Here is a 13,033-nt window from a genome sequence, read left to right on the forward strand (position 1 = left end):
CACCATCCCCCCGCCCCCGAGGGACAGGAGTACCTCCATGCGCCTGAACCGACAGCTGACCGCAGCCCTGGCCGTGCTCGGCCTGGGCCTGGTCAGCCCCACGCCGGCGCTGGCCGGTCCACCCGATGCCGCGCCGCCACCGGCCGGTCACGGGCCCGGTCGCCCCGGTCACGCCCCGGCCGTCAGCGGCGCCGAGGACCAGGGCGCGCCGACGTTCTTCAACAGCGGCCTCGCCCCGACGCCCTACCAGGGCTGGAACACCTACTTCGGGCTCGGTGGCGACCCCACCGAGGCCGAAGTGCGGTCGGTCACCGACTTCATGGTCAGCAGCGGCCTGCGCGACGCCGGCTACACCTACGTCTGGATCGACGGCAACTGGGCCGCGCCGACCCCCCGCAACGAGGCCGGTCACCTCGTCGCCGATCCGGCCCGCTTTCCCGGCGGCATGGCCGCGCTGGCCGCGTACATCCACAGCAAGGGCATGAAGGCCGGCATCTACACCGACGCCGGACCGTACCTGCCGGGGCAGTGCGGGCTCGGCAGCAACGGCCACTACGCCGCCGACATCGCACAGTTCGCCGGCTGGGGCTTCGACGCGCTCAAGGCCGACTGGCTCTGCGGCCGGGCCGCCGGCCTGGACCCGGAGACCACCTTCCGGGAGCTGGCCGAGGCGGTACGCCAGTCGCCCCGACCCATGCTGCTGAACATCTGCAACCCGGTCAGCTCCGACTGGGGTGGCGGCCCGTACACCCCGGAGCAGCTCTCCACCTGGAGCTACACGTACGCGCCCACCATCGCCGACTCCTGGCGGACGTACACCGACGTGGGGCTCACCGACCCGACGCCGCAGTGGGCGTTCCCGTGGGTGCTGCGCAACATGGACGTCAACGCGTACCACCCGGCGGCCACCGGGCCGGGGCACTACAACGACCCGGACTACCTGCTGCCGATGCGTCCGCTGCCCGGCGGCGGGTACGAGTTGAGCCTGGAGGAGTCCAAGACCCAGCTCGGCATGTGGGCCATCATGGCCGCCCCGCTGGTGATCGGCTCGGACCCGCGGGGCCTGCCCCAGCAGATGATCTCGGCGCTGACCAACCCGGAGATCATCGCGGTGGACCAGGACCCGCTGGTGCGGCAGGGCGTGAAGGTCGCCGACACCGGCACCGACGCGCAGGTCTGGAGCAAGGTGCTCACCGGCGCCGGCAAGCGTGCTGTCGCGCTGCTCAACCGGCACGACACCGCCCAGCGGATCACCGTGAACTTCGCCGATGTGGCGCTCGGCGGCTCGGTGAGCGTCCGTGACCTGTGGTCGCGCCGCACCGTGGACGCCCAGCCGGGCACCGCGGGGGTGCAGCCGTTCACCGGCTCGTACACCGTCGAGGTGCCGGCGCACGGGGTGGCCATGCTCGGCCTCACCGGCACCGACCAGGTCGCCGGCGTCGACCTCGGTGGCAGCGCCAGCGCCAGTCCGGCGCTGGTCCGGGTGGACGACACGCACGCCACCGCCTTCGTCCGCGACGGTTCCGGTGCGCTGGCGGTCAACACCCGCTCCGGTACGACGTGGGGCACCCGCTGGACGTCACTCGGCGGCCCGGTCGGCGGCCGGATCCTCGGGCAGCCCGCCGCGTACGGCTCCGCCGACGGCCGCCTCGACGTCTTCGTCCGGGGCACCGACAACGCCGCGTGGCAGCGCAGTTACGTCGGCGGTGGGTGGGGGCCGTGGCGCAGCCTCGGTGGCACGTTGACCGACGCGCCCACTGTGGCCTGGACCAGCCCGACCCGGTGGACGCTGCTGGCCCGGGGTGCCGACGGCAAGCTCTGGTCGCGTACGCCGAGCGCCGGCTGGACCGGCGTCGGGGCTCCGGACGACCGGCCGTTCTACGGTCGGCCGAGCGCCGTCGTCGACGACGCCGGCGTGCTGCACGTGGCGGTCCGTAGTCGCACCGACGAGGTGTGGTGGAGCAGCCGGACCGGCGCCACCTGGTCGAGCTGGACCAACCTGGGCGGGACCACCAGCGGCAGCCCGACCCTGCTCGCCACCTCCGGCCGGGTCTATCTGTTCGCGCTGGCCGCCGACAACCGGCTCTGGCAGCGCAACCTGGCCGATGGCGGCTGGGGCGGCTGGTTCCGTCGCGGTGAGTTCGCCACCGACGCGTTCCGGGGTGCCCCGGGGGCCGCGGCGGGCGCCAACGGCAGCGCCTGGCTGGCGGTGCGCGGGGTCGACGACCGGGTGCACCAGATCGTCCTCTGATCCGACAGGTGGCGGGCCGTCCGGGTGGACGGCCCGCCACCCCCGGGGGAGCCGTGCCCGTTGCTGGCCGGTCGGCGGAACTCACCGGCCGGGGCCGCTCCCGCTCGATCACCTGCGGTGCGCCCTGAGCGTGTCACGGGCCCAGATCAGCAGGTCGCATCGGTCGTCCCGGCACTGCGGGCAGTGGCCGGTGACCCGTGATGCTGTCTGACAACCCGCTGGGCCGTCCAGATGACCAGCGCGGACGTCACCGGCCCGTCGTCCATGGGCACGTCGCCTCAACCTCCGAGAACAGGCAGGTCCGACCACCGATCCCCGATCAGGTGACCGGACCGCTCCGGTTGTCGCCCCTCAGCCTCACCTGCCATGTGCACACTGTCAAGCTTGCAAGTGGCAATGTGCCCCGGTGTCACGTGCATACGGTCATGCCGTGAGACTCGTGGCGCTCTCCGATATCGCGGACATGCTCGGTGGCGTGTCGCGCACCCGAGCCACGGAGATCACTAACCGCGCCACCTTCCCTGCACCTATCGACACGGTGGCGAGCGGCAAAGTGCGTGTCTGGGACCGCGCCGACGTGGAAGCGTGGATCAAGCGCCACCGGCCGCATCAGGCGCGTGATGAGAGTTGAGCCCGCGCTGCCGACTCCCGCTCGGCTAGAGCAGGCTGCCGCCGAGCCGACCTCGTTCGACCTGGTGGCAAGCGGGCTCGGCAGCTGTCGACACCTTGACGTGGTCGGGCATCCCCGCGCAGTCGGATCGGGCGCGCCTGGTTGTCTCGACCGCGGGTAGCGGGCGGCGAGCGCTGTTCTCGGTCCACGTCGTGGATTAGTAGGTGCCGGTCGTGGCCCAGCCGCGTGGAAGCCAGCCGCAGGGGAGAAGGCCGTCGGCGGGCAGGTGATCAAACAGCGCCTGCTTGCCCACTGCGGTGGTGAACGTATTGCCTGCGACCGTCCAGCATCGGACCGGCCTACGTCCTGCGGTGGTAGTGGTTGCGGCGGGGGAGTTGGTCGGGGTCGAGCCAGGCGGGTGGGATGAATTCGGGATGGTCGTCGTCGCCGAGGCGGACGGTCCAGTCGCTCGTGTGCACGTGTCGGTGGTGGTGGCCGCAGAGCAGGACGGCGTTGTCGAGGCTGGTGGTGCCGCCGTCGGCCCAGTGCCGGACGTGGTGGGCGTCGCACCAGCGTGGTGGGCGGTCGCAGCTGGGGAAGGCGCAGCCGCCGTCGCGGAGCACCAGGGCGCGGCGCATTGCCCGGTGATGAGGCGGCGTTGCCGGCCGACGTCGAGGACCTGGCCGGCGCCACCGAGCACGGCTGGCAGCACAGCCGCGTCACAGGCGATCCGGCGCACGGTGTCGGGGGCGAGCTGAAGACCGGTGTCCAGGGTGCCGGCGCCCACCCGAGCGGCCAGGTCGTCATAGCTGGTGGTGATGACGATCTGGGCGGGGTCGCCGCCGTGCTCGGGTAGGTCGCCGGTGCGCAGCGCGAGGCGGCACACGTCGGCGAGGGCGTCGTGGCGGCGTTGCCCGGGTGAGCGGGTGTCGTCGGGGCCGGTGGGTGCGCTCAGCGGGTCGATCGCGGCGCGGAGCAGTCCGGCGGTTTCGGCGTCGAGGGTGCCGCTGAGTCGCAGGCGGCCGTCGGTCTGGGCGGAGATCGTGAGGTGCCGGTCGCGGGCGGCGCGCGTCGCCTCGGCGGCCAGGGCCGCCGCAGCGGCGGCGTCGGCGAGGTCGGGGGCGACGTGGTCGAGGATCCGGGTGCCGAGTTTGCGCAGCAGGGTGGGGTCGAACTGCGCGGCCCAGTCGACGAGCACGCCGACGGCCTTGTCGGTCACCTCGGGGCCGGCGGTCGCCGACACCGTGGCGGCCGTATCGGCGATGACCCGGGCCTGCTCCACGGTAACCGTCGCGCTCGCCAACGCCGTACGCACCGCAGGCGGCGCGGCGTCGATCGAGGTGGCGAGGTCGACGAGCCGGCGCGCGGCCGAGACGGTGAGCCGTAGTCGTTCGCGTAGCCACACGGTTGTGGACGACGCGCCCCGCGCGACAGCGACGCCGCGACCGTCCAACTCGCGGACCACTGCCAGTTTGACCGCGGCGAGGCGCTGCTCCAGGCGGTGCGCGGCATCCAGGGCGGCGGTCAGGTCGTCGTCGGGCAGGGCCCAGACGGACGCGTCGGCGCAGGCGGCGACCATGCCGTCCGCCAGCGCCAACTCCTCGACCACGACCCGAGATTAGAACAGGGGTACGACAACCTCAGTCACCATGATCGATGTCGTGAGGTGCCTGCGCTGTGCGGTCCCCGGGGTGAGCGCCGCCTCGTGGGCCAGGGCGGGTGCGCTGCTGTCAGTCGCGCCGGAGGAGGCCGGGGCCGGCGATGATGTCGATGTCGCCCTCGGCGATGTCGTGGCCGGCGGCGCAGCGCAGGACCGCGCGGATCGGCTCGCCGCAGTCGTGGTGGGTGGCGACGACGGACGGGCCGGTGTCGCTGGCGGCCCAGGTGTCGCCCCAGTTGCGTAGGGCGGTGATCACGGGCAGGAGTTCGCGGCCCTTGCGGGTGAGCTGGTACTCGTGGCGGGTGCGCTGACCTGGCTCGCGGTAGGGGATGCGTTCCAGCAGGCCGGCGGCGACCATCTCCTTGAGGCGGGCGGCCATGGCGGGCTCGCCGACGCCGACGCGGCGAACGAAGTCGTCGAAACGGCGCGTGCCCAGCAGGGCTTCGCGCATGACCAGGACCGTGGACCGGCCGCCCACGATGTCCATCGCCCTCGCGACCGAGCAGTTCTCGCTGGTCCAGGCGTCGCGGTCGTTGCGTAGGTCCTCCATGCGCCAAGCGTACCTGACTTGCGGTGAGGCTAGTCAGGTGATTCACTGGGTCGCTGCTGGCTTATGCATAAGAAAGTCAGCTCGCCTCGACCCGAAGGATTCCAGTGACCACCAGCACCACGACCCCACCCGGGCGGGCCGTCGCCGCCCGTCCGGCCCTGCGGGGCTCCCGAGCGGTGACCCTGGTCGCCATGTGCCTGGGAGCGATGATCACGTTCCTACAGATCACCGCGACCGTGTCCGCCCTCACCACCATCCAGCGGGACCTGCGGGTCGACCCCACCACCCTGGTCTGGATCCCCAGCGCGTACACCCTGATGGTGGCGAGCGTGGTGCTGTCCGCCGCCACCCTGGGCAGCCGCTACGGCCGCAAGCGCGTCTTCGGCGCCGGTGTCGTCGCGATGATCGCCGGAGCCGCCGTCGTCGCCAGTGCCCCCGGCGTGGCCTGGGTCATCGTCGGGCAGTTGGTCGCCGGCCTCGGTGGGGCGTTGATCCTGCCGAACAGCCTGGCGGTCCTCGGGGCGACCTTCACCGACCCGCACCGACGCACCGAGGTCATCACCGCGTGGTCGGCGGCCTCCGGCATCGGGCTCGCGGTCGGTCCGCTCATCGCCGGCGCCCTGCTGCGACACCACCAGTGGCACAGCGTGTACGTGTCGACGATCGTCCTGGGCCTGGTCACCCTCGTGGTCGCCGGCATCGGGGTCGTCGAGTCCCGGCCGAGCGCCGCCCGCCTCGACGTGCCCGGCCTGTTGCTGGGCACCGTCGCCATCGCCGCCGCCGTCTACGCGATGATCCAGGGCGGCAAGGACGGCTACACCAGCCCGGTGGTGCTGACGGCCTGGGTCGTCGCACTTGTCGCGCTCGTCGCGTTCGTGCTCGTCGAGTTGCGTGCCGGCGCGCCGATGCTCGACGTGCGGCTGTTCCGGTCCGCCTCGTTCAGCGCGGTCATGGCCGTCGCCGCGGTGTCCCTGTTCGGGTTCACCGGCGTCGCCATCCTGCTGGTCCTCTTCCACGAGCGGGCCCAGGCGCTCAGCCCGCTGGACACCGGCTGGCGGATGCTGGTGCTCTTCGGCACCTACGCGCTCGTCGCCTTCGGTGCCGGGCGGGCGATCCGCCGTACCGGCTTCAAGGCGCCGCTCACCCTCGGCCTGGTCCTCGGCGCGGTGGCCAGCTTCGCCCTGGCCGGCCAGGGGCCGACCACGCCGTTCGGTGACCGCTGGGCGCTGTTCGTCCTCTTCGGCGCGGCCAGCGCGCTGGTGGTGGCGCCCGCGACGGCGGCGGCGATGGCCAGCGTCGCGCCCGCCCAGGCGGGCATGGCCTCCGGCGCGGTGAACGCCGCCCGCCAGGTCGGCTCGGTGGTCGGCTCGTCGGTGCTCGGCACGCTCCTCACCACCACGATGGTGGCGGACCTGCCGGGCCGGCTCGCCGCCCACCAGGTCGCCGAACCCACCCGGGGCGCGGTGCAGGCGGCGGTGGCCGCCGGAGTGAGTGACGGCCAGCCGCTGCCCGATCCGGTCCGCTCGGCGCTCGCCGAGGCGGTGACCTCGGGTGTTCAGGCCGGTCTGCGGGTCAACGGCATCGTCTTCCTCGTCGCCGCCGTGCTCGCGCTGGCCCTCATCCGCAACCGGCCGCACCGGCACTGAGCGGGCCGCGGCCGCCGCCACCCCGATCAGGGGTACGAGTGTGATGTTTCTGCACCCGCAGTGCACTTGTCATCGCTTCCGTGGCTGTCTAGCGTCAGCTCATGGCTGACTCCTGGAGCTTCGCCGTGGCGCGTGCCGATCTCGGGCAGACCACGCTCGTCGATGTCGCCGCACCCGCGATCCGGGCCGGTGAGGCATTGCTGCGGGTGGACCGGGTCGGTCTCACCGCCAACAACGTGACCTACGCCGTGCTCGGAGACTCGATGCGCTACTGGCGGTTCTTTCCGCCGTCCGCGTACGGGCTCGGGCCGCAGTGGGGCCTCCCGCCACTGTGGGGCTTCGCCGACGTGGTCGCCTCGGCGGTGCCCGGGGTGGAGGTGGGCCAGCGGATCTACGGTTACCTGCCGCCCGCGGGTCACCTCGTGGTGCGGCCGGACCGGGTGGACGCGACCGGATTCCGGGACGCCAGCCCGCACCGGGCGGAGCTGCCGTCGCCGTACAACGCGTACCGGTCGACCACCGGCGATCCGGCGTACCAGCGCGACCAGGAGGACCTGCTGATCCTCTTCCGGCCGCTCTTCTTCACCTCGTTCATGCTGGCCGACCAGGTCGTCGACAACGACTTCCACGGCGCCGAGACGCTGCTCGTGTCGTCGGCGTCGAGCAAGACCGCGTACGCCGCCGCGTTCGAGCTGCACGGTCGAGGGCCGCGCCTGGTCGGGCTCACCTCGCCGGGCAACCTGGCGTTCACCAGGTCACTCGGCTGCTACGACGAGGTCGTCGCGTACGACGACGTGGACGCCCTCGCCGTGGTCCCGACCGTCTACCTCGACCTGTCCGGCGCGCCGTCGACCCGTGCCGCGGTGCGGCGGCGCCTCGGCGACCGGCTCGTCCGGGACATCGCCGTCGGGCTCACCAACCAGACGCCGAACGCCGACGCCGCCGGGGAGGTGTTCTTCGCCCCCGTGCAGATGCGCAAACGTCGTCAGGACTGGGGTCGCGACGGGCTCGACGCGCGGTTCACCGAGGCGTGGCGTCGGTTCGCCGCCGTGCTGGGTGAATGGCTCGACGTCCAGGTGGGCACCGGGCCGGCTGCCCTCCAGCGCGCCTGGGTCGACGTCCTCGCCGGTCGTACGCCGCCGCGGGTGGGCCACGTCATCCAGGTGTGAGGCGAACGGTCACGGGACGATCGCGTCCACGTAGCCACCGTCGACCCGGACCGCCGCTCCGGTCGTGGCGGAGGCCAGCGGGGAGGCGAGGTAGGTGACCATGTTCGCGATCTCCTCGGGCTCGATCAGACGCTGGAGCAACGACTGCGGCCGGTGCTGCCGCATGAACTCGCGCTGCCGTTCCTCCCAGGGCAGGCTCTCGCCCATCAACTCGGCGACGAAGGTCTCCACACCGCCGGTGTGGGTCGGCCCGGCGAGCACCGAGTTGACGGTCACCCCGGTCCCGGCGACGGTCTTGGCGAAGCCGCGCGACACGCCGAGCAGGGCGGTCTTGGAGACGCCGTAATGGATCATTTCGGTCGGGATGACGACCGCCGAGTCGCTGACGATGAACTGCACCCGCCCCCAGCCGCGCTCCGTCATCGCCGGCAGGTACGCGCGGGTCAGCCGGACGCCGGCCAGCACGTTCACCTCGAAGTAGCGACGCCAGTCGTCATCGGAGATCTCCAGGGCCGGGGTGGGCCCGAAGATGCCGAGGTTGTTGACCAGGATGTCGACGGTCGGCAGCAGATCGAGGGCGCGCGCCGCGCCCTCGTCGGTGGACACGTCGGCGTCGACCTCGACCACGTCGGCGCCGGGCACGTCGGCGCGCAGGGCGTCCGCCGCCTTCCGCACCCCGGCCGCGGTACGGCCGTTGACCGCCACCCGGGCGCCCGCGCGGGCGAGTCCGGTGGCGATGGCGGCGCCGATTCCCTGCGTCGAGCCGGTGATCAGCGCGGTCTTGCCGGTCAGGTCGATGAGCATCGTCATGGTTGTCCTGTGGGCTAGGAGGTGCTGTCGTCGACGAGGTGGTGGCGCAGCGTGGTCAACGATCGGGCGATCAGCCGGGAGACGTGCATCTGCGAGACACCGATCCGGTCGGCGATCTGCGACTGGGTCAGGTTGCCGTAGAAGCGTAGGCCCAGGATCTCGCGCTCGCGTTCGGGCAGGGTCGCGAGGGCCGGAGCGAGGGCGACGCGGATCTCCACGAGGTCGATCTCGTGGTCGTCGCTGCCGAGCGCGTCGCCGAGTTCCCGGTTGCCGTCGTCTCCCACCGGGGTGGACAGCGAGGTGGCCCGGTAGGCGCGGGCGCCCTCCAGCCCTTCGAGGACGGCCTCCTCGGACAGGTCGAGGTGGGACGCGATGTCGGCCACCGTCGGCGAGCGGCCGAGGGTCTGGGTCAGCGCGCTGTTCGCCGCGCTGATCGACAGGCGCAACTCCTGGAGGCGGCGGGGTACGCGGACCGCCCAGGTGCGGTCCCGGAAATACCTCTTGATCTCGCCGACGATGGTGGGGATGGCGTAGCCGGTGAAGTCGACGCCCCGGTCGTGGTCGAAGTTGTCGACGGCCTTGACCAGCCCGACCGAGGCGGTCTGGAACAGGTCGTCGTCGGGTGCGCCGCGCCCGCCGTAGCGGCGGGCCAGGTGCCGGGCGAGCGGCAGCCAGGCCTCGATGGCACGGTCGCGGAGGGCGGGTCGACGCGGGTCGTCCGCGCCGGTGGCGGCCAGGGCGGCAAGCAGGTCGTCGGGGCGCTGGTCGGCGCTCCGTTGGTCGAAGGAAGCGGTCTCGACGATGGTGGTCATGGGGGTGATCCCCTTCCGCGGGTGCCCGTCGAATGGAATCGACCGGAGGATCTCCGAACCGGCGCTGACCGGGGCGCACGTGCGGGCGGAGTGCGCTGTCGCGGGCCACGAACACGGGCCTCGCCACCGCGTCATGTCGTTCACTTGCCGCTCCGACGTTACCTGAACGGCGGATCAATTACTAGCCGAAAGTATGAGGCTCCGCAGGTGTGCGCCGCGTGTGGTTGGCGGGGCGGAAATTGTGTAATCGGGTCCGCCGCCCGCAGTCTCCGATCGTGAGGGCGCTCAGCGCGGGCGCCCCGGACCCGCACACGAGGAGTGACACCCATGTCGTCAGCCGGTCGGGCACTACCCGATACCGGGTTGGTCGTCGCGGCCCGACAGGGCGACCAGCGCGCCCTCGACGACGTCGTCGCGGCGTCACTACCCCTGGTCTACAACATCGTCGGGCGTGCGCTGCGCGGTCACGCCGACGTCGACGACGTGGTCCAGGAGACGTTGGTACGGGTGATCCGCTACCTGCCCGCCCTCAACGACCCGGCGGCGTACCGCTCCTGGCTGGTGGCGATCACCATCCGTCAGGTGCGGGACTGGGAGACCCGTCGACGTGTGGCGCTCAACCGCGACGCCGGGCTGGACGCGATCAACAACGTGCCCGACCCGGCCGCCGACTTCGCGGGGATGACCATCCTCCGGCTCGGTCTCACCGACCAGCGACGCGAGGTGGCCGAGGCGACCCGCTGGCTCGACCAGGACGACCAGGAGCTGCTGTCGCTGTGGTGGCTTGAGGAGACCGGGGAGATAACCCGTAACGAGGTCGCCGACGCGCTCGGGCTGTCGCCCGGTCACGTCGCCGTGCGGGTCCACCGGATGAAGGAGCAGATCCAGAGCGCCCGAGGCGTCGTACGCGCGCTGCGGGCCCGCCCCGGCTGTCCCGACCTGCGCGGGGTCATCGCTGAGTGGGACGGCGTTCCCAGCCCGCTGTGGCGTAAGAGGTTGGCCCGACACGTCCGCGACTGCGCCTTCTGCGGTCGGCTCGGCACGACGCTCGTACCGATCGATCGGCTGCTCGCCGGTCTGCCGCTGCTGCCGCTGCCGGCGGGCCTCGACGCCCACCTCCCGGGCACGGCCGCTCCCACCGCCGCCGCCCAGGTCGTCGGCCCATCGAGTCCCACCGTCGGGCACGGCGCCGGACCGACTCCGCCGGCCGACCCCGGCGGCGGCCCGAGCGCCGTCGACCTCGCGGTGAATCGGCCCCGTGGCCTCGTGCCGACCCTCGCCGCCGGGGTGGCCGCCGCCGTCCTGGCCATCACCATGGCGGTGGTGGTCCAGCCGGACGAGCCGTCGGCGCCCTCCTGGGCAGCTCCACCCCCCGCGTCGCCCACCGCCGTCGCCGTGCCCAGCGTCGCGCCGTCGCCGAGCGCCCGGCCGTCGTCGAAGGCTCCCCTCGCCCCGGTGGCCAGCTCACCGCGCAAGGGCGTCGGTGTGTGGAACTTCGCCGGGGCGAGCCAGGCGCTGGCGAACTCCCGGGCCGGTTGGTACTACACCTGGGGCACCGAACACCCGGGGATCACCACTCCGCGGGGCACGACGTTCGTACCGATGATCCGCAGCGCGGCGAACGTCACCGCCGGCGAACTGGCGCGGGCCGAGGCGGCCGGGCCCTACCTGCTCACCTTCAACGAGCCGGACATGCCCGAGCAGGCGAACATGACGGTCGAGCAGGCGCTGGACCTGTGGCCGCGATTGATGGCGACCGGCAGCAAACTGGGCAGCCCGGCGGTGGCCTGGGGTGCCCCGGACCCGCAGGGGTGGCTGGACCGGTTCATGACCGGCGCGCAGGCACGTGGCCACCGGGTGGACTTCATCACGCTGCACTGGTTCGGGGCGGACTTCACCACCGGCCCGGCTGTCGACCAGCTCCGCCGGTATCTCCAGGCCGTCTACGAGCGGTACCGCAAGCCGATCTGGCTGACCGAGTTCGCGCTGATCCGTTTCGACGCCGCCGGTGCGCACTTCCCGAGCCAGCAGCAGCAGGCGGCGTTCCTCACCGCGTCCACCGCCATGCTCGGCCAACTGTCCTACGTGCAGCGCTACGCCTGGTTCGGTCTACCCGCCACCGACAAGGACCGGTCCGGGTTGTTCAGCGACGGCACCGAGGCGACGCTGGTCGGCCGCGCCTTCCAGGCCGCCCGTTGAGCGGGGGCGGACGAGTCGGCGAGCGTCGGTCCGCACGGATCGTCGGTGTGGTCGCGACCCTGGTCGTGACGGCGCTGGCCGTCGCCCTCGGGCAGAGCTGGGGCCGCGACGACCAGCGAGCGGCGACCGCTCCGGCGCCGCGCGCGGTGACACCGACCGCGTCGGTGGTGCTCAACGGCACCGACGACGCGTTCATCCAGCTTCTGATCCCGATGAACGAGGGCGCGCTGGCGCTCATCGACCATCTCGACACCCGGCCGGCGGGCACCGACCCGTCCCTGCGGGACCTGCTCGGTGAGATTCGCGAGGCCCACCAGGCGGAGCTGCGGGATCTGCGCGGGTTGCTGGCCGCCGGCAACGTCCCGGAGTCGAACATCCACGAGGGTCACCAGATGCCCGGCATGGTCACCGACGTCGGTCTCGCGCAGGTGCGGGACGCGCCGGACGCCGAGGTGCCGTCCCGGGCGACGGCCCTGATCCGGGCGCATCTCGCGCAGACGGTGGTGCTGTGCCGGGGCGAGCGGAACGCCGGTGGGAGCCCGGAGCTGAAGGCGCTCGCCGGCCGGATCGAACAGGCGCGGGCCGCCGAGCTGGCGAGCCTGGACAGCCGGCCGGCGACGGCCAAGGCCGCACCGGCCAGGTGAGCATGCCGTACGCCGACGTCCGCGCCCCGGTCCGGGCGGCGCGTGCCGCGCACCGTGCCGACTCGACCGGCACCACCCGGACGGCACGACGGGCGGTCGCCGACTCGCCTGCGGCGAGCTGGCGTGGTCGCCACCGCCGTGCCACGGAGCGCGTGGTGAGCACCTCGTCGGTCATCGCGGTCGGTGCCGGGTGGCTGGTGGCGATCCTCGCCGCCGGGCACGTCACCCTCTCGCCGGGTTGGCGGATGGTCGCCCTGTTCTGCCACCTGACCTGTCTCGTGGTGGGCTTCGGCGCGGTGCTGACGGTGGACTGGTTCAGTCTGCGCTGGTTGCTGCGCCGGGAACCCCTCGGCGCCGTGCTGACCGCCGCACGCGGCGCGCACCTGCTCATCTGGCTGGGCCTGGTGGGTCTGCTGGCCAGCGGTGCCGCCCTGGGGCCGGACACGTCGTCCGGGCTGGTCTGGGTCAAGCTGCTCGCGGTGCTGGTGGTCGGTGTGAACGGGCTGTTCCTCGACCGGGTCCGGGACCAACTCGTCGCCGTTCAGGGCCGTCCGCCCTGGTCCGCCCTGCTTCCCGGGGTCGCCGCCGCCACCGTCTCCCAGCTCGGCTGGTGGACCGCGACCCTGGTCGGCTTCTGGAACGCCAACAGTTGACGCCGGCGGCGACACCGCCGACGGCGGCG

Annotated in this window: 10 protein-coding genes and 1 pseudogene; 7 read left to right on the plus strand and 4 right to left on the minus strand. The window is 72.6% G+C overall.

The features are described from left to right. Positions 1 to 37 precede the first annotated feature (37 nt). A complete protein-coding gene (locus O7634_RS12245) occupies positions 38 to 2,251 on the plus strand; it encodes a glycoside hydrolase family 27 protein (protein ID WP_278150258.1) in 2,214 nt (737 codons plus the stop codon). Positions 2,252 to 2,681: 430 nt separating this feature from the next. After that, the gene (locus tag O7634_RS12250) at positions 2,682 to 2,882 is read left to right on the plus strand and encodes a hypothetical protein (RefSeq protein ID WP_278150259.1); all 201 of its coding nucleotides are present in this window, start codon (positions 2,682 to 2,684) and stop codon (positions 2,880 to 2,882) included. A 338-nt stretch (positions 2,883 to 3,220) separates the two neighbouring features. Here the strand turns inward: O7634_RS12250 and O7634_RS12255 are convergent. After that, a pseudogene (locus O7634_RS12255) lies at positions 3,221 to 4,470 on the minus strand (DUF222 domain-containing protein). 121 nt (positions 4,471 to 4,591) lie between these two features. Next, on the minus strand, positions 4,592 to 5,071 hold the full coding sequence (locus tag O7634_RS12260; protein ID WP_278150260.1) for a helix-turn-helix domain-containing protein: 480 nt from the start codon (positions 5,069 to 5,071) through the stop codon (positions 4,592 to 4,594). A gap of 104 nt (positions 5,072 to 5,175) precedes the next feature. Here O7634_RS12260 and O7634_RS12265 point away from each other — a divergent pair, with 104 nt between their 5' ends. Together O7634_RS12265 and O7634_RS12270 are read left to right on the plus strand one after the other, a co-directional pair. After that, positions 5,176 to 6,717: an MFS transporter gene (locus O7634_RS12265; RefSeq protein ID WP_278150261.1), complete on the plus strand. Its 1,542-nt coding sequence runs from the start codon at positions 5,176 to 5,178 to the stop codon at positions 6,715 to 6,717. A 101-nt stretch (positions 6,718 to 6,818) separates the two neighbouring features. Continuing rightward, a complete protein-coding gene (locus tag O7634_RS12270) occupies positions 6,819 to 7,886 on the plus strand; it encodes a DUF2855 family protein (RefSeq protein WP_278150262.1) in 1,068 nt (355 codons plus the stop codon). A gap of 9 nt (positions 7,887 to 7,895) precedes the next feature. Here the strand turns inward: O7634_RS12270 and O7634_RS12275 are convergent, their stop codons facing one another. Next, positions 7,896 to 8,696 carry an SDR family oxidoreductase gene (locus O7634_RS12275; protein WP_278150263.1) on the minus strand — a complete coding sequence of 267 codons (801 nt, stop codon included), beginning with the start codon at positions 8,694 to 8,696 and terminating at the stop codon, positions 7,896 to 7,898. 14 nt (positions 8,697 to 8,710) lie between these two features. Then, positions 8,711 to 9,508: an RNA polymerase sigma factor SigF gene (locus tag O7634_RS12280; protein ID WP_278150264.1), complete on the minus strand. Its 798-nt coding sequence runs from the start codon at positions 9,506 to 9,508 to the stop codon at positions 8,711 to 8,713. Positions 9,509 to 9,835: 327 nt separating this feature from the next. On the opposite strand from O7634_RS12280, the gene O7634_RS12285 reads away from it, so the two are divergent. Genes O7634_RS12285 through O7634_RS12295 form a run of 3 tightly spaced genes read left to right on the plus strand, consistent with a single transcriptional unit; the run spans position 9,836 to position 13,004 of the window. Then, complete coding sequence (locus O7634_RS12285) at positions 9,836 to 11,707, plus strand: sigma-70 family RNA polymerase sigma factor (RefSeq protein WP_278150265.1); 1,872 nt, start codon at positions 9,836 to 9,838, stop codon at positions 11,705 to 11,707. Between the two features lie 47 nt (positions 11,708 to 11,754). Continuing rightward, positions 11,755 to 12,351 (plus strand): DUF305 domain-containing protein, encoded by a 597-nt coding sequence (locus O7634_RS12290; RefSeq protein WP_278150266.1) that lies wholly within the window; start codon positions 11,755 to 11,757, stop codon positions 12,349 to 12,351. Next, a complete protein-coding gene (locus O7634_RS12295) occupies positions 12,348 to 13,004 on the plus strand; it encodes a hypothetical protein (RefSeq protein WP_278150267.1) in 657 nt (218 codons plus the stop codon). The genes O7634_RS12290 and O7634_RS12295 overlap by 4 nt, the downstream gene beginning before the upstream one ends. Positions 13,005 to 13,033 lie beyond the last annotated feature (29 nt).

The organism is Micromonospora sp. WMMD1120, assembly GCF_029626235.1.
GTDB lineage: Bacteria > Actinomycetota > Actinomycetes > Mycobacteriales > Micromonosporaceae > Micromonospora.

Excerpts from the sequence above, each read along its gene's own strand:
- O7634_RS12245 (WP_278150258.1), top strand. The coding sequence starts at position 38 with ATGCGCCTGAACCGACAGCTGACCGCAGCCCTGGCCGTGCTCGGCCTG.
- O7634_RS12270 (WP_278150262.1), top strand. The coding sequence starts at position 6,819 with ATGGCTGACTCCTGGAGCTTCGCCGTGGCGCGTGCCGATCTCGGGCAG.
- O7634_RS12280 (WP_278150264.1), bottom strand. The coding sequence starts at position 9,508 with ATGACCACCATCGTCGAGACCGCTTCCTTCGACCAACGGAGCGCCGAC.
- O7634_RS12285 (WP_278150265.1), top strand. The coding sequence starts at position 9,836 with ATGTCGTCAGCCGGTCGGGCACTACCCGATACCGGGTTGGTCGTCGCG.
- O7634_RS12275 (WP_278150263.1), bottom strand. The coding sequence starts at position 8,696 with ATGACGATGCTCATCGACCTGACCGGCAAGACCGCGCTGATCACCGGC.
- O7634_RS12260 (WP_278150260.1), bottom strand. The coding sequence starts at position 5,071 with ATGGAGGACCTACGCAACGACCGCGACGCCTGGACCAGCGAGAACTGC.